A 25,238-nucleotide genomic window follows, 5' to 3' on the forward strand; every position below is an offset into this window, starting at 1 on the left:
CCACTAGTGCGCGGCAATCAAGCTGACGCCGAACGCGATCATGATTATCGTGACAATCGCGTCAACTATTCGCCACATGAGTGGCGTGCGTAGCCATCGGGCGAGATACCGGGACCCAAAGCCCAACGCCGAAAACCACACGAGACTTGCGATGCCTGCACCGATCCCGAAAAACCAGGGCGCAGACTTCGTGTTGGCAACAGAGCCCAACAGCAAAACAGTGTCGAGGTACACATGGGGATTCAACCATGTGAGAGCAAGCGCCGTGCCGGCCACAGCCGACCGCGATGCAACTGTCGCTGTTGCCGATGACATCTCAAAGCTCTGTGCTGACCCCTTCACCGCACGCACTCCAGCGATGGCGCCATAGCTTATGAGAAAGATCCCGCCGCCCCAGCGTGCGACCACGATAATCCATGGGGCGCCTTGGATTATCGTCGCAACGCCTCCGATGCCAGCCGCGATGAGCGCGACATCACTGAGGGTGCAGATCATGACCACAAGCCCGACATGATTTCTCCTCACGCCCTGGCGAATCACGAAGAGATTTTGCGCACCGATCGCCGCGATTAATGACAGCCCGACACCGAGTCCAGCGACAAGAGAAACCCACACCGGTGTAGGTTAAGTTCGCCAATATCTATCGCATAGCAAATGATTCTTCAGAAGTATTAGATTTGCTTAATGAACATCGATCCCTCGCTCGCACGCACGCTGATGGCTGTGCTCGACGAAGGCACGATGGATGCCGCGGCTCGGCGACTGCATTTGACTCCGTCTGCTGTCAGCCAACGAGTCAAAGCGATCGAAGACCACGTCGGAAGAGTGCTGCTCGTGCGCTCGAAACCGGCGCGCGCCACTCAAGCTGGATTGGCGATCGTTCGGTTTGCGCGCCAAATTGAGCTGCTGTCCCACGATGCTTCTGCCGCCTTCGAAGCATCAACTCCAACTTCTGTTCCGCTCGCAGTCAATGCCGACTCCTTGAGCACATGGTTTCTCGCGCCGCTCGCCCGCCTCGCGTCCCGATTGAACGTCACGTTTGACCTCCATCGTGACGATCAGGACTTCACAGCGCACATGCTAGAAAGTGGCGAAGTGATGGGGGCGGTGACATCGAAAGCTGTTCCGGTTGCTGGGTGTCGACTTCAACCGCTGGGAGTGATGCGCTACGAAGCGGTGGCTGCACCCGACTATGCGCGTCGGTGGTTGCCCGCTGGATTTTATGCCTCGGCATTCGAGCAGGCGCCACTCGTGGAGTTTGACCGACGCGATGACCTGCAACGGCAATGGCTGTTTGCAACTGGCGCAGATCCTGATGCTCCGCCGCGGCATTATGTGCCGGCATCGCATGATTTTGCGATCGCGGTACATCTCGGAATCGGATGGGGACTGCTGCCTCAGGCACAGGCTCAGGACGGCCTTCGCTCAGGCGAACTCGTTTCCCTCGGTGGTGAGCCCGTGGATGTTCCGCTGTACTGGCAGCAGTGGAACCTTCGCTCTGAGTTGCTCGATGCCGTCGCCTCCGAAATTGTTGCTGAAGGTCAGCGGGTACTCGTCTCGGAGAGCTAGTCTTCGCTGATCTGCAGCACGATCTTTCCGCGCGTGTGACCTTTTTCGAGCTCGGTGTGTGCCGCCGCTGCATCCGCGAGATTAAACACCTGGTCGATATAGACCTGAATTGCTCCCGATTCGAGAAGGCGACTGATCGTTGCAAGGGTTGCACCGTCGGGAGCGACCTTATAACCCGTGTATCGCAGCCCTCGCGACGCCGCTGCCTCGGCTGCGCCCGGCCACGAACCTGTTGGTACCAGGATGTACATCCCGCCGGGGCGCAGGACGTCGAGGGATCTCGCCCCCGTGTCATCGTGACTGTTGCCGACGAGATCGATGACAACATCGACGTCGGCGATTTCATCTTCAAATCGCTGTTGCGTGTAGTCAATGACCGACACCGCACCCAGCTCCTTGAGCCACGCGGCGTTGTGTCCGGACGCCGTCGCCGTCACTCGTGCGCCGAAATATGCCGCAAATTGCACGGCGAAGTGTCCGACGCCGCCACTTCCTGCGTGAATCAGGATGCTCTGGCCTTCGTGTGCGCGTGCAGTCTCAACAACGAGACCCCACGCGGTGAGTGCGGCCAGGGGCACGCCCGCGGCTTCAACATGCGAAAGTGCCGCTGGCTTTCGCGCGACCGAGAGTGAAGGCACGACCGCATACTCTGCGTAGCTTCCGCCGGTGCGGGGGAAAGGCAGCATTCCGTACACTTCGGCGCCGACCGGAAATGGATGGCTCTCGAACGGGCTCTTCTCGACAACGCCACTGAAGTCGAAGCCCAAGGTCGATGGGAAGTCTGGAATCGCTGCTGACACGCCAGCGCCCGCTCGGGTCTTCGCGTCTATGGGATTGATGCCTGCCGCGACGATCCGCACGAGCAGTTCACCAAGAATCGGCGAGGGAATGGGGACTTCTGCTTCGTGCAACAGGCTTTCGGTGCCTGTGGCATCGATTACGCACGCTCTCATGGTCGTGCTCGATGGTTCGGGAGCCGCTGAAGAAGTCGATGAAGGCTTTGCTGGTTGTAGCGGCCGTTGTGACATGGTCGCTCCTTATGGTTGTAGCTGCGGCGGCAGCGCTAGTGGGCCGTTCGTTGCCTCAGTAAACCTCGGGTTTGTCTCACACGTGTTACGCGAGTGATACCACGTCAAGAAGCTCAGTGCAGAGCATCGAGCTGCAGGAGCGGCCGGCTGAGCACGCTTTCTAGTCGCTCGCGTAAACGCGCGGGCATGTCGACTACGCCGGGTGAAATCAACCACTGGATTTGAAGCCCATCCATGAGAGCGATTACATCAATAGCGACATCGGCGCTGTCGATATCGGTGGAGCGCAGAAGCCCCCGGGAGCGGAGGTTGTCGACCGCAGCGGCGATGTCGCGGCGCGATCCGTCGTAGCGGCGCGAGAAGTATGGGTGTGCGGGATGCCCGGGCTCGGTGGCTTCGGCTGAGAGGACCGCGTACAAACTCACAAGCCCGGGCGTCGACATGTTGTATGCGCTGAGGCGCACAAGTCGCCCGAAATGGTCAAGTCCGTCGGCCTGGGGGCCTGGCGCGCCGACGAAGATCTTGTCGTATGCCAGCCGGTCGCGCTCGTCGAGAACCGACTGAAGCAGCGACTCTTTCGTGGGGAAATGGTGCAGAAGTCCCGCGCGCGAAACTCCGCAATCTTCCGCAATCTTGCTCATGCTGGTTTGCCGGTAGCCAACGGCACCAAACGCGCTGAAGGCGGCGGAGATGATTTGCTCTCGTCGCACGCGACCCGGTGCATAAGAACTCTGCGGCGCGACTTTGGGCATGAAATGACCGTAGCGTGAATCGGTCGTCATGAATACCTACACCTCTGTCGGTATTGATGCTACGCTCGGCCACGCGGCAGCGCCGTGGTGATGCGAAGACGCAGCGCCAGTTCGATCGACGAGGATGTAGCGTGACTCAGCCCAAACTCTCACTTCAGCTTTATACGGTGCGCGATGCCCTCGCAGCAGACCTTGACGGCACGTTGGCGCGGGTTTCTCGTTTAGGGTTTCAGAACGTCGAAGCGTTCGGTGCTGTGCATCGGGCCCCCGAGCTCGCCGAGGCGTTCGCGCGCAATGGACTTTCCTCGCCCACGATGCATGCGGCTCTCGTTACAGACGCGAATCGTGAGCCGTCGCCGGTGAACGAAGCCGTCTTCGATGCGGCCGCTCAACTAGGTGCCGAGATTGTGATCGACCCGATGGTTGATCCGAAGCTGTGGGCGACGCGAGATGACATCAAGAGCACCGCCGAGCGGCTCAATGTGGCCTCATCGGTGGCGGCTTCACGAGGCATCCGCGTGGGATATCACAATCACTCCCATGAGTTCCACCACGAGTTCAGCGGGGAGAGTGCGTACGAGTACTTCGTTTCGTTGCTGGATGAGCGTGTTGTTCTCGAACTCGACGCGTATTGGGCCGCGGTCGGCAAACAGGATGTCCCGGCCCTCGTCCAGTGGCTCGGCACCCGTCTTGTTGCTCTCCATGTAAAAGACGGCAGTATCGACGCCGACCCATTCCGTGCCGATGTGTCAGGACCGATCGACCTTGGCCAAGTGGCTGCAGGAACTGGGGCTGTGCCACTTGATCGCGTGCTTGATGCGGCCGACAACCTCGAGTTCGCGGTTGTCGAGTACGACGAATTCGCGGGAGATGTCTTCTCGGGAATCGAAGCCAGCGTGCAGTACCTTTCGAAGCGTGGTGTGCGATGAGCGCCGCGGCAGGTGCAGTGGGAGTTGGCTTCATCGGGGCAGGCATGATCAGCGACACCTATCTTGAGAATCTCACGTCTTTCCCCGACGTCAAGGTCGTCATCATTGGCGACCTCGATGCCGAGCGCGCAGCAGCGCAAGCTAAGAAGCACGGGGTCTCGCTCAGCGGCAGCCCAGATGATGTGCTTACCCACCCCGATGTGGAAATCGTCGTCAACCTCACAATTCCGCAGGCGCACGTGGCTGTGAGCCGCGCAGCGGTTGCGGCCGGAAAGCACGTGTGGTCAGAAAAGCCCATCGGAGTCGATCGTGAGTCGGCACACCTGCTGCTCGCAGAAGCGGATACCGCGGGCCTTCGTGTAGGCATCGCACCTGACACGATGCTTGGCCCTGGCCTGCAGAGTGCTCGACGCGCTATCGCGCGCGGAGACATTGGGGTACCGCTTTCGGCGCACACGACGATGCAATACATCGGACCCGACACCTTCCATCCGAACCCCGAGTTCTTGTTCGCTCAGGGTGCCGGGCCGCTCTTTGATATGGGGCCGTACTACATCTCGGCCCTGGTGAATGTGTTCGGCCCGGTAGCCTCGGTTGCGGCTGTCGCCTCGCGCGGCCGCGATGTGCGAAGCATTCAAGTCGGAGACCGCGCAGGAACCGAGTTTCCTGTCGAGGTAAACACACATGTGCAGGCGATTGCCCGGTTTGAGAGTGGCGCCACGAGCGACAGCGTATTCAGCTTCGACTCCGCGCTGCCGCGCGCCGGCGTGATCGAGGTCAGTGGAACCGAGGGAACCCTCGTGATGGCCGATCCGAACATGTTCACCGGCGACGTGAAGATTACCCGCGGTGCGGAGCAGACGGCATCCGGTCCGCAACCGTTGTGGGAGACGGTTCCCGTCGCAGGTACCGAGGGCGGACGGGGCTTGGGTGTGCTCGATATGGCGCGCGCCATTCGGGCAGGTGAGCAGCACGTCGCAACGGGGGAGCTAGGTTTCCACGTGCTCGACACGCTGCTTTCGATGGACGAGTCTGCAGCGGAGGGACGCTTCATTGAGGTCGAGAGCACTGTGGGCGACATTCCTCTGGTGCCGCTCGACCGCGATCCCCGCCAGAAGACACTGTGACTGGCATCGATTCAGATCGGCGCACAGGCGCTGGATTCATCGGTGCTGGTTTCATGGCAGCGGTCCACTCGCGTGCAGCGCGTGCTGCGGGGGCTCGCCTCGTCGCCGTGGCAAGTTCCGCTCCAGAGCGTTCGCGTGCGGCAGCATTACAGCTCGGGATCGAGAAAGGCGTAGATGACGCCGCCAGCGTTGCAGCTAACCCCGATGTCACAGTGGTTCATGTCTGCACACCGAATGCGCAGCACCTCGCCGACACGATGACGGCACTGACGCAGCGAAAGCACGTCATCTGCGAGAAGCCACTCGCGACGACCGTTGCTGATGCGATGACATTGGCGGCGGCAGCCGATTCGGCGGGCGTCGTCGGTGCAGTGCCCTTCATCTATCGCTACCACCCGACCGTCCGCCACGCTCGAGCGCTTATCGCATCCGGCGAGATCGGCCGAGTGCTCACGGTTGACGCTTCGTATCTTCAGGACTGGCTACTGGCGGAGGGCGACACGAATTGGCGAGCAGATACGGCTTCAGGCGGGCAGTCACGGGCATTCGCTGATATCGGTTCGCACCTGTGCGACCTGATCGAGTTCGTGACGGGGTCGAGCATCGTATCTCTCAGTGCACGCACGAAGACTGTGCACGCGGAGCGCGGCGGCGCGCGGGTTACCAACGAAGACATCGCCGCGCTGATCGTTGAGCTTGACTCGGGAGCACTCGGAACGCTCCTCGTCTCGCAGGTCGCGCCAGGGCGAAAGAACGCTCTCGTCTTTGAGATCCACGGGTCAGAGCAGAGCGTTCGGTTCGCGCAAGAGCGCCCCGAGGAGTTGTGGATCGGGGCGCGAGAGTCGTCGAGAATTCTCCTCCGGTCGCCCGATGCGCCCGGAGACCGTGGTCTTTCGATCGTTCCTGACGGGCATCCAATGGGGTACCAGGATGCGTTTAACGCTTTCGTCGCCGATGCGTATGCTGCTGCCGGGGGTGCATTTCCGGACGGACTCCCCACCTTCCAAGACGGCGTGCGTGCCGCGCACGTGACAGCGGCCGTGCTGCAATCCGCTCAGACCGGTGAATGGGTCAGCGTGCTGTCAGCATCGCGCCCAGAGCAGGACGACAACACTTTGAGGAGTACTTTATGACCGCTGTCTCGCATCCCGTCACCCTCTTTACCGGGCAGTGGGCTGATCTTCCCCTAGAAGAGGTTGCTGCTCTTGCGGCGGGATGGGGGTACGACGGCCTCGAGATCGCAGCTAGTGGCGACCATCTGGATTTGAAGCGCGCAGACGAAGACGATGCGTATTTGCGCTCGCGGCGCGAGCTTCTCGACCGCCATGGGTTGCAGGTTTTTGCAATATCCAACCACCTCGCAGGCCAAGCCGTCTGCGATGCTCCCATCGATTTTCGGCATCAAGCAATTGTGCGCGACTACATCTGGGGCGACGGTGAAGCCGAGGGGGTGCGCCAGCGCGCAGCCGAAGACATGAAGCGCGCGGCTCGTGTGGCGCGAAAGCTCGACGTCGATACCGTCGTGGGGTTCACCGGATCATCGATTTGGCCCTATATGGCAATGTTCCCGCCCGTTCCCGGGGACGCAATCGATGCCGGCTACGAGGATTTCGCTGCACGTTGGAACCCCATCCTCGATGTGTTCGATGGTGAAGGTGTTCGTTTCGCGCACGAAGTACACCCGGGTGAGATCGCCTACGACTATTGGACAAGCGTGCGCGCGCTCGAGGCAATCGGGCACCGTGATGCGTTCGGTTTCAATTGGGATCCGAGCCACATGATGTGGCAGAACATCGACCCGGTCGGATTTATCTGGGACTTCAAAGACCGCATTTACCATGTCGACTGCAAAGACACACGGCTTCGCCCCCACAACGGGCGCGCGGGCGTTGTCGGTTCACATTTGCCGTGGGGAGATCCTCGAAGAGGCTGGGACTTCGTTTCGACTGGGCATGGCGACGTGCCGTGGGAAGATTCGTTCCGTGCGCTGGAATCGATTGGGTATCGCGGACCCATTTCGATCGAGTGGGAGGATGCCGGAATGGACCGGATCCACGGCGCAGCCGAAGCCGTGAATTACGTGCGGTCGCTGCTGTGGCCAGCTCCCACGGCGTCTTTCGATGCCGCCTTCAGCAACCAGTAGGGTCCTGCGACGATCCAGCACGCGCGCCATGACCTTTGCCATGAAGGCATGGCCCGCGTCAGTTTGGTGGACACGATCGTCAGTCATGAATTCGTATCGGTCGTCACCCGGTACCCCAACCGAGGCGTAGATTGCACTGATGTCGACAGCAGCAGTGTCGGCTCTTTCAGACGCGATTTCCGATAACACCTCTCCGTAGGCGGCCCAGGGGGCGACCGGCGTGAACTCGTCGTAGCGCGCGTACGAATGCACGAGCAGGTGAACACAATCCGGTGATGTTGCGGGTTGTAGTCGTGCGATCTGCTCGCGCAGTTGCGCGCGATATCTTTCGGGACGACGGAATTCGGCTGGAATCCAACGGGTGAGTTCTCCGACAGTATTACCGCGGGAACTACGACCAGCTGGGGCGCGCCGTTTCGCGAATAGCTTGATGCGCACCCGTCGATCGGTTGGCAGGCGTGGATTCTCGACAACTCCTGGAAGCCGCAGATGTATGACTACGACTGGAATTTGATGGGTGGGGAGTATCAAGGTCAGTTCATAAAGGACTGGCTGGCGGGTGAGCCAAACGGATCGCCATGATCCTCGCATGATGCGATTGGCGCCTCTGTGCAGGTTTCATCGCAGTTCAGCACAGCGTACGGCGGAGACAACCTCACGGACGGCGACTGCACCAATGCCGGGCGTTGGCTCTCGGCCACGGGAGACAGCACGCCCACAGCAACGGTTTCTCTGGACGCTGCGCAGTATGTACCCTCGGTCGGCATCTACAGTGGCTACACCGGAGGCAGCGGCGTTGTGATTGTTGACTTCACCGTGGAAGTTCACACCTCTGCCGGGTGGCAGCAAGTGGCGAGCATTACCGGAAACGCGTCGAGCGCGCGCGAAATCGTTGTAGGCATCGCTGACGTCGACGGTGTTCGCTTGGCGATAAGCAATCCATCGGCGTCGACCACTGAAGCGAAAGTTGCTCGCGTCTACGAACTCGCTATCCACGAGTGAAAGTGGGCCTGTGCACCGAATTGGGGTGGTGCACAGGCCCACTCAGCGTTCGTCGACGGGAGTTGCGAGGTCTTCGAACTGGGCTGGCTCTTCTCCGGTGGAGAGCGCGTGCAACAGCACCGCGAGCTTCTGAATGTTTTCGACTGACCATGTGTCGAGCGACTCGGCAAGATGCGAACTGCGTGTTCCACGCGTTGCCTCGAGCCGGGCTCGCCCCTCAGCTGTCGCGCTCAAGAGACTTGAGCGCCCGTCATCCGGGTCGGGCGTGCGCTCGATGAAACCGAGGTCTTCGAGTTGACGCACGGTTCTGCTGAGCAAGCCCTTATCGATACCTGACCTCTCCGACAGCGCTGACGACGTCAACGGCCCGCGACGAGCGATCATCGTGAACATCTTGTATGCGCCAGGGTGCATACCGGGGGAGAAGCGTTCGGCCGCTTCGCGGATGACTGTGCGAAATCGGACGATCAGCTCCCCCATCTCAGCTTCGAGCACTCGCACCGCTTGAGAGCGCGAGTCGGTCGCCGGATCAGTCGTCAACGCTGGTCTCCTCGGGCGGGGGTGGTTGCGGCATCCGTTTCGGGTGATGCGGATGCGTCAAGCGTATCCATACCTTCGCTGACAGAAACCGTGGCAAGGTCAGCTTCGCTGGCAGCGATTCGTTCACTCGTCGTCATACGCGTCAGCGGCTTGTTGGGGATGAAGATGATTGCGATGAGGCTGGCGATCGCGAACGGGACCGCGATCAGGAACGAGTGCGAAATACCCTGCGCGTAAATGTCTTCAAAGATCACGCGCACAGTTTCGGGGAGGGATGCCACGGCGGGAATAGTGCCCGACTGCAACTGCTCGGCGACGGCGGCTCCGCTGTCGCCGAGACCAGCAACTGCTGTGCTGATCTCTTTGGCGCGATCTGCCACAAGCGAGGTCACGCTCGACGCGAGCGCTGCCCCCATCACTGAGACGCCGATTGTGCCGCCCAGACTCCGGAAGAACGTGACTCCAGAGCTCGCGACACCGATCTCGCTCGGGTTCGAGGTGTTCTGCACGATGAGAACGAGATTCTGCATGGTCATGCCGACTCCGGCACCGAGGAGAAACATGTACACCGAGACGAGTGCGAAGTTCGTGTCGTAGTGAATCGTCGACAGAAGCGAGGCGCCGGCGATGAGCGACACAGCGCCCACAATCAAGAACGGCTTCCATTTTCCGGTGCGGGTGATCAGCGCACCCACTCCAACCGACGCGAGGAGAAGTCCCGCGATCATCGGAATCGTCATGAGGCCCGCCTCTGTCGGCGTCGCGCCTCGTGCTAGCTGCATGTATTGGCTCAAGAAGACGGATGCTCCGAACATCGCAATTCCGGTGGCAATCGATGCGATGACGGCGAGGCTGAAGGTGCGGTTCCGGAACAGGGTCAAGGGGATGAGCGGCTCGCGTGCGCGCAGCTCGACAATGACGAAGAGTATGGCGGCGAGGGTTGCGCCGCCCACCATGAGGGCGCTTTGCAGACTCCACCAGTCGAAGCTGTCGCCCGCGATCGTGATCCAAATCAGCAGGAATGAGACCGCAGATGCCAGCAAAACGATGCCGACGTAGTCGATGTGGACCTTGCGACGAGCGCGCGCTGGAATGTGCAGTGTTCGCTGCAGGATGATGAGCGCGAGGACCGCGAAGGGAAGGGCGACGAAGAAGTTCCAACGCCATCCCCATGTGTCGGTGATCACTCCGCCGAGAAGTGGGCCGCCGACAGTGGCGACGGCGAGTACCGCACCGAACAGCCCCATGTAGCGGCCGCGCTCGCGCGGACTGATGATGTCGGCCATGATGACCTGGCTGAGGGCTGCGAGCCCACCCGCTCCCAGGCCCTGGACTGCCCGGAACGCGATCAGGGTCGTGGTGTCCTGTGAGAAGCCAGCGGCGGCCGTCGCGAGAACGAAGATGACGATCGCAATCTGGATGAGCAACTTGCGATCGAACAGGTCGGCGAGTTTTCCCCACACTGGCGTCGAGATGGCGGTCGTCAGAAGAGTCGCTGTGACAACCCACGTGTAGGCCGCTTGGTTGCCCTCAAGATCATGAATGATGACGGGGAGTGACGAGGAGACGACAGTGGAGGCAAGCATCGAAACGAACATGCCGAGCAGCAGTCCCGACAGTGCTTCGAGGACTTTTCGGTGCGACATCGCGGGGGCTGCGCCGGTAGCTGCTACCGCGTCAAGTGAAGTGGCCATGCGTGGCCTTTCTAAAGATTTATCGGTGCGACGACGCTGGCGCAGGTAGTTGACTGAAATCAACTATACCGCGTTTTCGTTGACTCGGGTCAACTAAAACAATATGGATTGACTCGGTGCGCCGCGGGAGCCAGATGGCTAGTCGCTGAGCGCGAGCGCGCGGAAGAGGTCGCGAGACGCGGCAGGGGCGACGATCGCACTTGGCGTGACGGGCGCGACGGGTTGCGGCATCCGCGCTCGAGTGCCCATCGTTCTGTGGTGCAACTCGTCGATGAGGCTGGTTGCGAGTGCGACGAGCTTGGCGATCTCGATGTCGTCGCGGTCGACCCACGCGCATCGGGGCTCATCATCGATGGGCACGAAGTCGGTGTGCTGCTCCCACGCGACGAGAGTGCGTTCGGCGCCGAGCACATGCTGCTGCCACCACACTTGGCGAAGATAGGGGCGAGGGATCGAGCGCCACGCTTTGTTTGTCGTCTTGATCTCCGCCAAGATGACTCGACCCTGGCCGTCTAGCCCGACGCCATCGGGCGTTGCCAGATGGCGCTTTTCGATCTCAGCATGAAACAGCGCGGATGACGGCACAATGCCATGCGTGGCTGCAACCCACGAAGCAATCTCAGGCTCACGCCGGCGGCCGTGATCGGTGTACGCATTTCCCGAAAAGCTAGAGCCCATGAGCTTGGCATCAGCTGCGCGCTGGATCGATTTCTCAGTCGTGAGCCCGGCAACGTCGGTGGCGGTGATTCCGCGCGATCGAGCCCGAATCCACGCGACACGATCGCGGGAATCCGCGACGATGCGTGCGGCGAGTTCAGGTGTCACTCTTCGAGGCTAACCCGGTGCGGCGGCGTGGTCTTCCGCGACACCCACGCCGCGCTTTCACCGCCGCGCACCGCGAGGATAAAACCCGCTCAAATTTGTAAATCCTGTGAAACACCGGTGAAACGTCTGAATCGTAGATTTCGATTGCAGCACTACGTGCGCCGCGATAGCGGTCTGCGCTTCCTTCTTTAAGAGATTGCGACAGCATGATCCCTGATCGTGTTTTACCGGTGCAACGCCGCCGCCGACAGAAGTCCATGGCCACCCTCGCCGCGAGCATCGTTCTCTTGCTCTGCGGTGGAGTCGTGAGCGCACCCGCGTTTGCGGATGATGCGACCGCGGGAGCGTCGACCTCCGGCGATCCGATATTTCCGAACGTGGGAAACAGCGGTTATGACGTTTTGCACTACGACATCGATATGGCCTACCGGACGAACAGCGACATCAGCGCGACGACGACGATCGGCGCGAAAGCTTCCACGTCGTTGAGCTCGTTCGTGCTCGACTTCGAAGGAATGACGGTTGATGAAGTTACCGTCAACGGTCAAGAGGCTCAGTGGTCCCGCGATATCGATGCTGAAGCGACAAAGTACAAGTTGATCATCACTCCGGCCGCCGCGGTCAGCGGTGATTTCACGGTGTCTATCTCTTACAGTGGCGCCCCAGCGCGGCACATCGACGCCGACGGGTCCTCTGAGGGATGGGTCAAGACGAGCGATGGGGTCACAGCTCTTGGGCAGCCCATTGGCGCGATGACATGGTTCCCCAACAACAACACGCCCGCAGACAAGGCAACATATGACATCGACGTCACAGCGCCCACGACGGTCAACGGTAACGCGCTGAGCGTCGCGAGCAACGGAGAGCTCGTCGGCCAGCTGATCGATGCGGATGCCGGGACAACAACGTGGCAGTGGCAGCAGACGAAGCAGATGGCTTCTGAGCTTTCGATCCTCTCCATTGGGCGCTTCAATATTTTGGAAAGCGACATCCAGCTCGCGAGTGGGCGAACCCTCCACGAGTGGTCGTTTGTCGACCCGACGATCAGCGTGAGCAGACAGAACACAATCAATACTCGCCGAGCTGAGATCAAGTCGATTATCGATTGGCTAGAAACCAAGCTCGGTGCATACCCGGGTGAAAGCATCGGCCTCATCGTTGACTCGGTCAGTGTCGGGTACGCGTTGGAAACTCAGGATCGCCCGTTCTTCGACGGCAGCGTTTCGGCATCCACGCTGATTCACGAGCTCGTGCATCAGTGGTTGGGTAACGACGTTGCGCCGAGCGACTGGTCTCACATCTGGCTCAACGAGGGTGCGGCGGAGTTCTTCACGACCTACTACCAATACTCGACCGGTCTGACCTCAATCACACCCGAAGACAACAGCTACTCGAGTTGGAACAGTGCGACGGATAGTCGGTGGGAAGTTCCGACGGTCGGTTTCACTGATTCCGCCGAGTTGTACGACTGGCAGGTCTACAACCGAGGCAAGTACACGCTCGGCGCGCTCATGACAGCTATTGGGCGTGAGGATTTCGATGAGCTGTACTCGCAGTGGACAGCTCGATACGGTGGTGCATCAGCTTCGACGTCGGACTTTGCTGCGCTCGCAGAAGAAGTGTCAGGGAAAGATCTTGAAGCCTTCTTCCAAGATTGGATTTACGACACAGACAAACCTGCCTGGCCTGCCAAGTGGACAGCAGCAGTTACGAGTGATGTCGCAGGTAAAGAGCTACTCCCCGGTGAGGCATCCTCGTTCACGTTGAGTGTGGAGAATACCGGGAAGGTCGCGCTGGACGGCGGGACCGTCGAAGTGGATGCGCAGCAACTTTTGTCGCTCGTGACGCTGAGTGACACTCTTCCGGCAGGGGTATCGGTCGCCGACGGCGCAATTGTGTGGTCTGTGCCATCACTCGCGCCGGCGGCAACCGCATCAGTTGAGATTGCATTTACGGTGCCGGCTGATTCTGTCGGTGGCGCAATAGACATGTCGATCGCGGCGCCGCAGCTCGGCTCGAGTCTCTCGGCTGGCACGCTGTCGTTCAGTGTTGCGGAGCCGGTTGCTCTCAATCTGTTGAATATCAATGATTTTCATGGTCGTATCGATGCGAATACGGTGAAGTTTGCGGGCACGATTGAGCAGTTGCGTGCGGAGTATGGGGATGAGAACACGTTGTTCTTGTCTGCGGGTGACAACATTGGGGCGTCGTTGTTCGCGTCGTCGTCTGCTGATGATCAGCCGACGTTGGATGTGTTGAACGCGTTGGGTCTTGCGGCGTCTGCGGTGGGTAATCATGAGTTCGATAAGGGTGTTGGTGATCTGACGGGTCGGGTGTCTGAGGAGGCTGATTTCCCGTATTTGGCGGCGAATGTGTATGACGCTTCTGGTGAGCCGATCGTGGATGAGTACGCCTTGTTCGAGGTGGATGGTCTGACTGTTGCTGTCATTGGCGCAATCACTGAGGAGACGCCGACGTTGGTGTCACCTGGGGGGATTTCGGGGTTGACGTTCGGGGATCCGGTTGAGGCTGTTAACCGTGTTGCGGCTGAGCTTGAGGGCACGGCGGATGTGATTATCGCTGAGTACCACGAGGGCTCGACGGATGGTGTTGCTGAGGATGCGGCGATCGAGGAAGAGATCGCGGCGGGTGGCGCGTTTGCTGACATTGTGACGAAGACTTCGGCGTCGGTTGATGCGATCTTCACCGGTCACACGCATAAGGAATATTCATGGGATGGCCCGATCCCGGGTGCTGAGGGCACGCGTCCGGTGGTTCAGACGGGGAGTTATGGCGAGAACATTGGTCAGGTAGTTCTCGAGGTTGATCCGGTCACGGGCGATGTTGAGGGTTATGAGGCGAAGAACGTGGCTCGTGTGGCCATCGCGGATGACGGCAACGAGGACAACGATGCTGAGCAGAGCGCGGCGTTGGATGCGGAGTTGGTTTCGACGTATCCGCGGGTTGCTGAGGTCTCGTCGATCGTTTCGGATGCAATTGCTGATGCTGCTGTTATCGGTGAGCAGGTCAAGGGTTCGGTCGTGGCAGATATCACGACCGCGTTTACGGGCGGTTCGTATGTTGATGGGGTGTGGACGGGTGTGAAGCGTGATGATCGCGCGTCGCAGTCGACGTTGGGGAACCTTGTTGCGGATTCGTTGGTGTCGAGCCTGTCGAGTGCGGATCGTGGTGGTGCGGAGATCGGGATGGTGAACCCTGGTGGTTTGCGTTCTGATCTTCTCTACGGCGAAGACGGCACGATCACGTATGCGGAAGCGAATGCTGTGTTGCCGTTCGTGAATAACCTGTGGACGACGACTTTGACGGGTGCGCAGTTCACGGCTGCTTTGGAGCAGCAGTGGCAGCCGGAGGGTGCGAGCCGTTCGTATCTTGCGCTCGGGTTGTCGGACAACGTTCGGTATACGTATGACAAGTCCGCGCCGCGTGGTGAGCACATCACGGGTGTGTGGATTGATGGGGAACCGATTGATCCGGCGGGTGAGTACCGTGTGGGTTCGTTCAGTTTCTTGCTGCAGGGTGGCGACAACTTCACCGTGTTGGCTGAGGGTTCGGATACGAAGGATTCGGGTTTGATTGACCGGGATGCGTGGATTTCGTATCTGGAAGCGAATCCGGGGCTTGAGCCTGATTTCGCGAGTCGGAGTGCTGAGGTCACGGGTGTTCCTGAGACGGTTGAGGTTGGTGACACGGTGTCGTTGCAGGTGTCGGGTATCAACCTGACGTCGCTGGGTAGCCCGGAGAACACGGTGGTGGAAGCATCCATTGATGACACGGTGTTCGCACCGTTCACGGTCACTGGTGGTGTGGCAACGGTGGAGTTCACTGTTCCGGATTCGGCCGTGGGGGAGAGTGTGTTGAGTCTTGTCGCGACGGATAGTGGGACACAGGTCACGGTGCCGTTGACTGTGACCGAAGCAACAGTGCCCACCGAACCCACCAACCCGACCGATCCAGGCACGGAGCTCCCCAGCACGGGCGGCAACGAGACGCCGGTGGCCGAGTCTGAACTCACTCCCGGCAACGCGGGTGATGTCAAGGTCATCGCTGGTGACCTCGTACCGGGTGGAACGGTCACGGTTTACGTGGGGATCGAGTACGCGGGCGACTGGGTATCTGCATGGTTGCGGTCTGCCCCGATCTTCTTGGGCTGGTATCAGGTGGATGCCGTTGGCAACATCACAGTGACCCTCCCCGCGGGAGTGACGGGCGATCATCGAATCGTGATTCAGGATGCCGACGGCAACCTGATCGGATGGCAAGAAGTCACCATCGGCGCCCTTGCTGTCACAGGAGGCAACGCCAGTGGTATCGGTGGACTTGTCTTAATCGCCACTCTGCTGTTGACGATCGGTGCGGCTGCTCGCACGATGGGCCGTCGCAGAGAGGTCTAGCTTTCAGTATCAAATACAGGTCGGGTCACGCAGGCTGCACTTAGCTGCGTGGCCCGACCCGTATTTAGCCCAACCGGATTTTGATGTCGGAGAGCCAGTGGGTATTATTGGCGTATCCGAAGACCGCTGGTCATTGGCGCGTGAGAAATCAGGCTCCAATCGAAGCTCTGCAATGCAGGGGCCCGCGCAGGCATCACGAACGAATTTCCTCAACGGGAACCGAAGCTCCGTGCGCTTGCGCCGGAGCTTTTCTTATTGCGGTGCCAGTGTCTCCGGCGGCGCTCCGCCTCCGCGGGGTGTCACGTACACACAAGGAGTGGCCATGGCGCAGAAGGATGCAACGGTTGCCGAGCTCACGAAGAACTTCGAGGACTCGACCGCTGTTCTGCTGACCGAGTACCGCGGTCTGACGGTTGCTGAGCTCAAAGAGCTTCGTAACAACATTCGTCAGGACGCGGAATACGCCGTGGTGAAGAACACGCTGACCAAGATCGCCGCTGAAAAGGCTGGCATCTCGGGTCTGGACGACGACCTTAAGGGTCCGTCGGCTATTGCCTTCGTGCACGGTGACCCTGTCGCCGTCGCAAAGGGCTTGCGCGCCTTCGCCAAGGCACACCCTCTTCTGGTTATCAAGAGCGGCTACTTCGACGGTGCCGCACTTTCCGCAGAAGAGGTCAACAAGCTCGCCGACCTCGAAAGCCGTGAAGTCCTGCTGGCAAAGCTTGCCGGCGCGATGAAGGCTTCGATGTTTGGCGCTGCCTATCTGTTCAACGCACCGCTGTCGAAGGCCGTTCGCACGGTCGACGCGCTGCGTGAAAAGCAGGAATCCGCAGCCTGAAGCAGGCCCGCGGCTAGTCGAAACCCCAAATAAGGAGATACAACATGGCAAAGCTCAGCACTGACGAGCTGCTCGAAGCCTTCAAGGAGCTCACGCTCATCGAACTCAGCGAGTTCGTGAAGAAGTTCGAGGAGACCTTCGAGGTCACCGCTGCTGCCCCCGTCGCCGTTGCTGCCGCTCCGGCCGCTGGTGGAGCCGGAGCTGAAGAGGTCGAAGAGAAGGACTCCTTCGACGTCATCCTCGAGTCGGTTGGCGACAAGAAGATCCAGGTCATCAAGGTCGTTCGCGAGCTCACCTCGCTCGGCCTCGGTGAGGCGAAGGCTGTCGTTGACGGTGCTCCCAAGCCCGTCCTCGAAGGCGCCAACAAGGAGACCGCCGAGAAGGCAAAGGCCACCCTCGAAGAGGCTGGCGCGACGGTTACCCTCAAGTAATCTCGTTCTCTTTTAAAAGAACCCCGGATGCTTCGGCATCCGGGGTTCTTTTTGTGTCGGCGAGTTTCTGACAGATGAGAACTAGATGAGAAAGTTCTCCTCCGATGTTCACCCGGGCGACATTTCGTGGCAAAAGCGCGTCACTGTCTGACGCATAGCCTCTGATGGTTCGTGTCGAGAAACCATCGGGAGACTCATGTTCAGCTCACAGCAGTCGCGCTCACGCAGCGTGCTTGCGGTAGGCATCGGTGCCGCGCTTGCGGGGGGAATGCTCTTCCCCCTGCCCGCGATCGCAGCCGATGGCTCAGACGTCATCATCAACGAGGCATATGTCAACGGCAGCGGCGGTGCCGCTTACAAAAGCCGCTTCATCGAGCTCTACAACGCGGGAGACGTGGCGCAGAGCCTTGACGGCTGGTCGCTCCAGTACAAATCAGCTACTGGAACAAATGCGAGTGTTCAAAGTCTGAGCGGAACTATCGCCGCGAACGACTACTTCTTGATTGCACTTCCCGGGAGTGCGGGCGGACTTGCCGAACTCCCTGTCTCACCTGATTTCACCGGGGTAAGCATCACTCCCTCTGGATCAAACGGTGTGCTCTGGCTTGCCGACGTCACAACCCCGATCGCGCTGTCTCCTGGGTCCGTCACCGACTCCGCAGACGTCATCGACTTGATCGGCTACGGAACCGGCAACGTCTATGAAACCGCCGCCGCGTCAAGCCCAGCCGGTACGACGTCTTCTCTCGCGCGCACTGACTTCGTTGACACCGACAACAACTCGACAGACTTTAGTGTTGCTGCAGAAGCGACCCCGCAATCCTCGAGCGGATCGAGCGAGCCCACTCCGGAGCCGACCGAGACTGCAACGCCGGAACCCACCGCTACTGCGAGTCCTGAGCCCACGGACCCGACCGAACCGACGGTGACGTCGATCTCCGAGATCCAGGGCACGGGCGCGGCGAGTCCGATCGCGGGACAGACCGTCACGACACGTGGTGTTGTGACAGCGGCCTACCCCACAGGCGGCTTCAACGGCTTCTACATTCAGACCCCCGGCACCGGCGGCGCACTCGACATGGCGACACACGCGGCATCCGAAGCTGTCTTCGTCTACGGCTCACAGGCAACTGCGAAGGTCAGCGTCGGTGATTATGTTGAGGTCACCGGTCCCGTGAGTGAATACAACGGAACAACCGAGATATCGCCTTCGGCGGCCAACGTGACAGTTCTTGATGAAGAAACTCCCGCCGTTTCCGCGGTGGACGTGGCATGGCCCGAGTCTGAAGAAGCACGGGAGACTCTCGAGGGAATGCTGGTTGCGCCCCAGGGCGACTTCACAGTGAGCGACACCTACAGCACCAACTACTACGCGTCGATCGGACTCGCATCGGGAGCAACACCTCTCATGACGCCGACGGAAGTTGCGAAGCCTGGCAGCGCTGAGTACGACGCAGCAGTAGCCGACAACGCGGCTCGAGCTGTCACGCTCGACGACGGTGCATCGATCAACTTCAACTCCTCGGCGAACAAGAGCATCCCGTTGCCGTATCTTTCGACCACCGACCCCGTGCGCGTGGGGGCTGCAGTGAGCTTTACTGCGCCCGTGATCGTGGAGTATCGCAACTCCGGGTGGAACTTTCAGCCCACCCAGCACCTCACGGCCGACAACGCGTCGACTGTGCAGCCCGCGACGTTCGAAAACACGCGCACCGCATCACCCGCTGATGTCGGTGGTGACATTCAGATCGCAAGCTTCAACGTGCTCAACTACTTCACCACGACCGGTGAAGATGCTGTCGGGTTGGGAGCATCGTGCTCGTATTACACCGACCGTGCCGGGAACAAGATCACAGTGAACAACTGCAGCGGGACGGCCGCAGTTCGAGGGGCCGCAGATGACGCGAACCTCGCCCGTCAGCAGGCGAAGATCGTCGCGGCGATCAACGGACTGGACGCTGAGGTTGTTTCGCTCGAAGAGATCGAGAACTCGACCATCGCCGGTGTCGACCGCGACTCGGCTGTTGCCGAGCTCGTCGGAGCGCTGAACGATGCTGCCGAAAGCGACGTGTGGGACTACGCGCGCACGCCAGATGAGGTTCCCGCCGGCGAAGATGTGATTCGCACGGCTTTCATCTACAAGAAGGCGGCCGTCGAACCAGTTGGCGACGCTGTCATCGACGATGACTCTGCGTTCAGCAACGCTCGGTACCCGCTCGCACAGGCATTCATGCCCGCCGGAGGCAGCGAAGATGACACGTTCCTCGCGATCGTAAACCACTTCAAGTCGAAGGGCTCGGGTGAGGGTGAAAACGCTGACCAGGGCGACGGGCAGGGTGCGTCGAACGCGGCGCGAGTGGCTCAAGCTGAAGCACTCGTCGACTTCTCTGCTGAGCTTCAGCTCGAGGTCGGTACCGATGATGTCTTCCTGATCGGTGACTTCAACTCTTATACGCAAGAAGATCCGATGCAGGTCTTCTACGAAGCGGGGTACGTCGACCAGGGCTCGAAGACAGACAAGTACACGTACTCTTTCAGCGGCCAGAGCGGATCACTTGACCACATCCTGGCTTCTTCGGCCGCGGATGACATGGTGACCGGCGTCGACATCTGGAACATCAACTCTGTTGAGTCGATCGCCCTCGAGTACAGCCGCTACAACTACAACGCGACGATCTTCTACGACGAGTCGCCATATCGCTCCAGCGATCACGACCCCGTCGTCGTCGGTCTCGACCTCGATGCTGCTGACGCTACTGTCGAGCTCAACTTGTTGAATATCAATGATTTTCATGGTCGTATCGATGCGAATACGGTGAAGTTTGCGGGCACGATTGAGCAGTTGCGTGCGGAGTATGGGGATGAGAACACGTTGTTCTTGTCTGCGGGTGACAACATTGGGGCGTCGTTGTTCGCGTCGTCGTCTGCTGATGATCAGCCGACGTTGGATGTGTTGAACGCGTTGGGTCTTGCGGCGTCTGCGGTGGGTAATCATGAGTTCGATAAGGGTGTTGGTGATCTGACGGGTCGGGTGTCTGAGGAGGCTGATTTCCCGTATTTGGCGGCGAATGTGTATGACGCTTCTGGTGAGCCGATCGTGGATGAGTACGCCTTGTTCGAGGTGGATGGTCTGACTGTTGCTGTCATTGGCGCAATCACTGAGGAGACGCCGACGTTGGTGTCACCTGGGGGGATTTCGGGGTTGACGTTCGGGGATCCGGTTGAGGCTGTTAACCGTGTTGCGGCTGAGCTTGAGGGCACGGCGGATGTGATTATCGCTGAGTACCACGAGGGCTCGACGGATGGTGTTGCTGAGGATGCGGCGATCGAGGAAGAGATCGCGGCGGGTGGCGCGTTTGCTGACATTGTGACGAAGACTTCGGCGTCGGTTGATGCGATCTTCACCGGTCACACGCATAAGGAATATTCATGGGATGGCCCGATCCCGGGTGCTGAGGGCACGCGTCCGGTGGTTCAGACGGGGAGTTATGGCGAGAACATTGGTCAGGTAGTTCTCGAGGTTGATCCGGTCACGGGCGATGTTGAGGGTTATGAGGCGAAGAACGTGGCTCGTGTGGCCATCGCGGATGACGGCAACGAGGACAACGATGCTGAGCAGAGCGCGGCGTTGGATGCGGAGTTGGTTTCGACGTATCCGCGGGTTGCTGAGGTCTCGTCGATCGTTTCGGATGCAATTGCTGATGCTGCTGTTATCGGTGAGCAGGTCAAGGGTTCGGTCGTGGCAGATATCACGACCGCGTTTACGGGCGGTTCGTATGTTGATGGGGTGTGGACGGGTGTGAAGCGTGATGATCGCGCGTCGCAGTCGACGTTGGGGAACCTTGTTGCGGATTCGTTGGTGTCGAGCCTGTCGAGTGCGGATCGTGGTGGTGCGGAGATCGGGATGGTGAACCCTGGTGGTTTGCGTTCTGATCTTCTCTACGGCGAAGACGGCACGATCACGTATGCGGAAGCGAATGCTGTGTTGCCGTTCGTGAATAACCTGTGGACGACGACTTTGACGGGTGCGCAGTTCACGGCTGCTTTGGAGCAGCAGTGGCAGCCGGAGGGTGCGAGCCGTTCGTATCTTGCGCTCGGGTTGTCGGACAACGTTCGGTATACGTATGACAAGTCCGCGCCGCGTGGTGAGCACATCACGGGTGTGTGGATTGATGGGGAACCGATTGATCCGGCGGGTGAGTACCGTGTGGGTTCGTTCAGTTTCTTGCTGCAGGGTGGCGACAACTTCACCGTGTTGGCTGAGGGTTCGGATACGAAGGATTCGGGTTTGATTGACCGGGATGCGTGGATTTCGTATCTGGAAGCGAATCCGGGGCTTGAGCCTGATTTCGCGAGTCGGAGTGCTGAGGTCACGGGTGTTCCTGAGACGGTTGAGGTTGGTGACACGGTGTCGTTGCAGGTGTCGGGTATCAACCTGACGTCGCTGGGTAGCCCGGAGAACACGGTGGTGGAAGCATCCATTGATGACACGGTGTTCGCACCGTTCACGGTCACTGGTGGTGTGGCAACGGTGGAGTTCACTGTTCCGGATTCGGCCGTGGGGGAGAGTGTGTTGAGTCTTGTCGCGACGGATAGTGGGACACAGGTCACGGTGCCGTTGACTGTGACCGAAGCAACAGTGCCCACCGAACCCACCGAACCCGGCACCGGACTACCCGGTACCGGCGGTTCGGAGCAGCCGACGACAATGCCGACTCCTGCGACAGATGCGGAACTCACAGCCGCACTCTCGGGCAAGATCAGCATCGAATCGGGTGAACTGGTGCCTGGCGGCATGGTGACGGTGAACGTCGGCACCCAGTACTCCGGCGAGTGGGTCACCGTGTGGCTTCACTCCACACCGCAACAGCTGATGGACATCAACGGCAATGGATGGCTGCAGGTCTCTACCGCAGGAACTGTCACAGTGCAGCTTCCTGCGGGTGTGACCGGCGATCACCGACTCGTCGTGCTTGACGCTGATGGCAATGTCATTGGTTGGCAAGCCATCACTATCGAGAGCAAGAGCGCGCTGGCCGCGACCGGCGGCGACTTCAGCCGGACCGGCGGGTTGCTGCTTGCAATCATGCTGCTGCTAGGCCTCGGCCTGACAGCGCGGGTTGTCGCAACGCGTCGCGCGTAGACGCCACACAGCAAAAGGCCCCGTCCTCGCGGCGGGGCCTTTTGCTGTGGCATCCGGGGGAGGAGATGTGCTGAGCGGAGTATGGCTGGGTGGCCAAGGTACTCCGCACGGCATATCTCCTCCGTGTGACCGCTGCTATACCGAGGCAGTAATGGCGGACGCGGTGGGGTCAATCGCCGCCGTCGAGTTGCGCACAATAAGCCGGGCCGGAAGTCGCTCGAAAACCGCGGAAAGTTCTGGATGCTTGATTTGGTCGATCACGAGGCGCGCTGCGCGCGCGCCCTGCTCCCGCGGTACCTGCTCGAGCGTGGTGAGTGAAAACATCTCCGCGTATTCGTGATCGTCGATGCCAATAACGCTCAATGCAGTCGGGACAGTGATCCCGAGCCGGCGGGCGGCGATGATCGCGCCGATGGCTACTTCATCGCAGACGGCGACGATGCCGGTAGGCCGGCTGGCATCGCTCAGGAGATCGACAGCAGCGGAATAGCCGCCCGGCAGCGTCACCTCTGAAGGGACGTGACGAACCGCGTGGCCAAGCCCCGCATCCCTCATCGACATTTCGTACCCGCGCAGGCGAGTTCGATCGACGTGCGCCCAGTTCTTGGTGTCACCGGCGCCGAGAAAGACGATGCTTCGATGCCCGAGTGCAATGAGATGCTCGGTTGCTCGCTGGGCGGCACGTACGTCATCGATCGCGACGCCGCTCGTTTCCTCGTCTTTGCCCACGACGCTCACAATTGGGCGTCCGATCGCGACGAGTCGCTCGAGTTCATCGTGCTGTGGTTCGAGCCCGACAGCTATAAGCCCATCAAATCGCTTGCGCGCCAAGAAATCGTCGAAGACCCTCCTGCGTTCGACGGTGCCCGGTTTCGCATCGTAAAGAGTGAGATCGAAGCCCTCGCTCAACAGCGTTGATTGGATACCCTCCAGCACTTCTGCGAAGAACCAGCGATTGGCGTAGGGAATGATGACGCCGATGTTTCGAGTGCGTCCGGTCGCGAGGGTGACGGCACTCGTTGAAGGCACATAACCGAGGGCGGCCGCAGCGGCGACGACTCGCTCGCGCGTATCTGGAGCGACATAGCCCACGCCGCTGAGGGCACGGCTAGCGGTTGACTTCGACACCCCCGCGCGCACAGCGACATCAGTGATCCCGCTCATGATCTCAGCTCTTTCTCCAGTGATAAGCCGATGACAGTTCCGGATCACATTACTTGTGAAGTTCGAAATCCACAACCGGTTCCACACCTCCAATTTTCGTGCCGAGAGCGCTCCCATCCCAGTGTTTATCAAGTTGTGATCAAGTCGAGCGTTGTGTCTTTCTCTGTTGCGGGGTAGCTTTGCCTGGAATCGGTTCCTGAGCGAATCCGATGTGCGATTTATGAATCGCTCGTGCACTCAAAGAGGAGGAATCACATGGTGTTTACACAGCGTCGTCGCCTGGTGGCACCCATCGCGTTGATGGGAGTTGCGGGCCTCGCCTTGGCAGGTTGTTCCGGGGACAGTGGGGGTGGATCGAGCGGTGGTGGCGAGAGCGACAACACCGTCACGATCTACGGAACGATTGCCGATACCGAAGCGGAACTGTTGCAGGAATCGTGGAAAGACTTCGAGGAGTCGTCGGGCATCACGATCGAGTACGAATCGTCCAAGGAGTTCGAATCGCAGATTGGAATTCGCGCCCAGGGTGGAAACCCGCCTGACATTGCGATCTTCCCGCAGCCGGGCCTGTTGGCCGACCTAGCAAGCCGTGACTATCTTGCGCCAGCACCCGACAGTGTGGCCGCGAATGTCGCGGAGTACTGGAGTGATGACTGGGCTGCATACGGCACCGTCGATGGCACGCTCTATGGCGCGCCTCTCATGGCGAGCGTCAAGGGCTTCATTTGGTATCAGCCGGCGAAGTTCGCTGAGTGGGGCGTTGAAGTGCCCGAAACTCTCGATGAGCTGATGACCTTGACCCAGACCATCCAAGAGACCACTGGCAAGGCTCCGTGGTGTGCCGGGTTCGGCTCAGGAGATGCGACCGGATGGCCAGGAACCGACTGGGTGGAAGATTTCGTCCTTCGCCAGTCCGGTCCGGAGGTCTACGACCAGTGGGTGACGAACGAAGTCAAGTTCACTGACGCTCCGATCGTCGACGCGTTCGACTCCGCCGGAGAGATTTTGCTCAACGGCGACTACGTCAACGCGGGCTTCGGTGATGTCCAGTCGATCAACTCCACGGAGTTCGGCGATCCTGCGACAGCGCTGGTGAGTGGCGACTGCGCGCTCCACCACCAGGCGTCGTTCTTCGACGGATTCATTCAGGATGCCGGTGGCACAGTCGCTGAAGACGGCGATGTGTGGGCCTTCATCATGCCTGGTGAAGAAGCCGGTGCTTCTGCAGTCACAGGTGGTGGCGAAATCGTTGGAGCGTTCAACAGCGATGCTGACACCGTTCAGGTGCTCGAGTACCTCTCTAGCCCCGAATGGGCCAACAACCGAGTTTCTCTCGGCGGCGTGATCTCGGCCAACAACGGCCTCGACTCCGCTAACGCCTCATCGGGCATTCTGTCGCAGTCGATCGAGATTCTGCAGGACCCCAACACGACGTTCCGCTTCGATGCTTCCGACCTGATGCCGGGTGCTGTGGGCGCTGGAACATTCTGGAAGGGCATGGTCTCGTGGATTAGCGGTAGCTCAGTGACCGACGTCACCGAGCAGATCGAGTCCGGCTGGCCCAGCTAGGGCGATGTAAAGGGGCTGCTTCATAGCGATGAAGCAGCCCCTTCCCTTCAGCCCTCTGGTTCTCACTAGGAT

18 protein-coding genes are annotated in these 25,238 nt (G+C 60.1%); 11 read left to right on the forward strand and 7 right to left on the reverse strand.

Going from position 1 to position 25,238, the window contains the following annotated elements:
* Positions 1–3 precede the first annotated feature (3 nt).
* Complete coding sequence (locus FHS06_RS07925; protein ID WP_167048202.1) at positions 4–615, reverse strand: LysE/ArgO family amino acid transporter; 612 nt, start codon at positions 613–615, stop codon at positions 4–6.
* Positions 616–684: 69 nt separating this feature from the next.
* Between FHS06_RS07925 and FHS06_RS07930 the strand changes: the two genes are divergently transcribed.
* Positions 685–1,569: a LysR family transcriptional regulator ArgP gene (locus tag FHS06_RS07930; RefSeq protein WP_167048204.1), complete on the forward strand. Its 885-nt coding sequence runs from the start codon at positions 685–687 to the stop codon at positions 1,567–1,569.
* On the opposite strand, the gene FHS06_RS07935 is transcribed toward FHS06_RS07930, so the two are convergent.
* Together FHS06_RS07935 and FHS06_RS07940 are read right to left on the reverse strand one after the other, a co-directional pair.
* Positions 1,566–2,597 (reverse strand): NADP-dependent oxidoreductase, encoded by a 1,032-nt coding sequence (locus FHS06_RS07935; protein WP_167048207.1) that lies wholly within the window; start codon positions 2,595–2,597, stop codon positions 1,566–1,568. The two genes, FHS06_RS07930 and FHS06_RS07935, sit on opposite strands and share 4 nt — an antisense overlap.
* A gap of 113 nt (positions 2,598–2,710) precedes the next feature.
* Positions 2,711–3,349: a TetR/AcrR family transcriptional regulator gene (locus FHS06_RS07940; protein ID WP_167048210.1), complete on the reverse strand. Its 639-nt coding sequence runs from the start codon at positions 3,347–3,349 to the stop codon at positions 2,711–2,713.
* 131 nt (positions 3,350–3,480) lie between these two features.
* Between FHS06_RS07940 and FHS06_RS07945 the strand changes: the two genes are divergently transcribed.
* The 5 genes from FHS06_RS07945 (at position 3,481) to FHS06_RS07965 (ending at position 8,550) form a co-directional block, all read left to right on the forward strand.
* Entirely contained in the window at positions 3,481–4,278 is a 798-nt protein-coding gene (locus tag FHS06_RS07945; RefSeq protein ID WP_208388125.1) for a sugar phosphate isomerase/epimerase family protein, read from the forward strand.
* Entirely contained in the window at positions 4,275–5,405 is a 1,131-nt protein-coding gene (locus FHS06_RS07950) for a Gfo/Idh/MocA family protein (protein WP_167048213.1), read from the forward strand. The genes FHS06_RS07945 and FHS06_RS07950 overlap by 4 nt, the downstream gene beginning before the upstream one ends.
* A complete protein-coding gene (locus FHS06_RS07955) occupies positions 5,402–6,538 on the forward strand; it encodes a Gfo/Idh/MocA family protein (protein ID WP_310734777.1) in 1,137 nt (378 codons plus the stop codon). The genes FHS06_RS07950 and FHS06_RS07955 overlap by 4 nt, the downstream gene beginning before the upstream one ends.
* Positions 6,535–7,548, forward strand: coding sequence for a sugar phosphate isomerase/epimerase family protein (locus FHS06_RS07960; RefSeq protein WP_167048215.1), 1,014 nt, complete (start codon positions 6,535–6,537; stop codon positions 7,546–7,548). Before FHS06_RS07955 ends, FHS06_RS07960 begins: the two co-directional genes overlap by 4 nt.
* 609 nt (positions 7,549–8,157) lie before the next feature.
* Positions 8,158–8,550, forward strand: coding sequence for a hypothetical protein (locus FHS06_RS07965; protein WP_167048218.1), 393 nt, complete (start codon positions 8,158–8,160; stop codon positions 8,548–8,550).
* Positions 8,551–8,592: 42 nt separating this feature from the next.
* Here the strand turns inward: FHS06_RS07965 and FHS06_RS07970 are convergent, their stop codons facing one another.
* The 3 genes from FHS06_RS07970 to FHS06_RS07980 form a co-directional block, all read right to left on the reverse strand.
* Positions 8,593–9,090, reverse strand: a complete 498-nt coding sequence (locus FHS06_RS07970) for a MarR family winged helix-turn-helix transcriptional regulator (RefSeq protein ID WP_243845422.1) — start codon at positions 9,088–9,090, stop codon at positions 8,593–8,595.
* Positions 9,087–10,784: an MDR family MFS transporter gene (locus tag FHS06_RS07975; RefSeq protein WP_167048221.1), complete on the reverse strand. Its 1,698-nt coding sequence runs from the start codon at positions 10,782–10,784 to the stop codon at positions 9,087–9,089. The genes FHS06_RS07970 and FHS06_RS07975 overlap by 4 nt, the downstream gene beginning before the upstream one ends.
* A gap of 138 nt (positions 10,785–10,922) precedes the next feature.
* On the reverse strand, positions 10,923–11,609 hold the full coding sequence (locus FHS06_RS07980; RefSeq protein WP_167048223.1) for a YqaJ viral recombinase family protein: 687 nt from the start codon (positions 11,607–11,609) through the stop codon (positions 10,923–10,925).
* Positions 11,610–11,815: 206 nt separating this feature from the next.
* On the opposite strand from FHS06_RS07980, the gene FHS06_RS07985 reads away from it, so the two are divergent.
* The 4 genes from FHS06_RS07985 to FHS06_RS08000 all read left to right on the forward strand — a co-directional run bounded on the left by FHS06_RS07985 (position 11,816) and on the right by FHS06_RS08000 (position 22,433).
* Positions 11,816–16,021 carry a 5'-nucleotidase C-terminal domain-containing protein gene (locus tag FHS06_RS07985; RefSeq protein WP_167048225.1) on the forward strand — a complete coding sequence of 1,402 codons (4,206 nt, stop codon included), beginning with the start codon at positions 11,816–11,818 and terminating at the stop codon, positions 16,019–16,021.
* Between the two features lie 322 nt (positions 16,022–16,343).
* Positions 16,344–16,859 (forward strand): 50S ribosomal protein L10, encoded by a 516-nt coding sequence (gene rplJ / locus FHS06_RS07990; protein WP_167048227.1) that lies wholly within the window; start codon positions 16,344–16,346, stop codon positions 16,857–16,859.
* Positions 16,860–16,903: 44 nt separating this feature from the next.
* On the forward strand, positions 16,904–17,290 hold the full coding sequence (gene rplL / locus FHS06_RS07995; RefSeq protein ID WP_165141558.1) for a 50S ribosomal protein L7/L12: 387 nt from the start codon (positions 16,904–16,906) through the stop codon (positions 17,288–17,290).
* A gap of 196 nt (positions 17,291–17,486) precedes the next feature.
* On the forward strand, positions 17,487–22,433 hold the full coding sequence (locus FHS06_RS08000; RefSeq protein ID WP_167048229.1) for an ExeM/NucH family extracellular endonuclease: 4,947 nt from the start codon (positions 17,487–17,489) through the stop codon (positions 22,431–22,433).
* A 135-nt stretch (positions 22,434–22,568) separates the two neighbouring features.
* Here the strand turns inward: FHS06_RS08000 and FHS06_RS08005 are convergent, their stop codons facing one another.
* The gene (locus FHS06_RS08005; protein WP_167048231.1) at positions 22,569–23,597 is read right to left on the reverse strand and encodes a LacI family DNA-binding transcriptional regulator; all 1,029 of its coding nucleotides are present in this window, start codon (positions 23,595–23,597) and stop codon (positions 22,569–22,571) included.
* A 255-nt stretch (positions 23,598–23,852) separates the two neighbouring features.
* On the opposite strand from FHS06_RS08005, the gene FHS06_RS08010 reads away from it, so the two are divergent.
* On the forward strand, positions 23,853–25,166 hold the full coding sequence (locus FHS06_RS08010) for an ABC transporter substrate-binding protein (protein ID WP_167048233.1): 1,314 nt from the start codon (positions 23,853–23,855) through the stop codon (positions 25,164–25,166).
* The last annotated feature ends 72 nt before the right edge of the window (positions 25,167–25,238 follow it).

Origin of the sequence: Microbacterium halimionae (assembly GCF_011761265.1) — a bacterium.
Classification (GTDB): Bacteria; Actinomycetota; Actinomycetes; order Actinomycetales; family Microbacteriaceae; genus Microbacterium; species Microbacterium halimionae.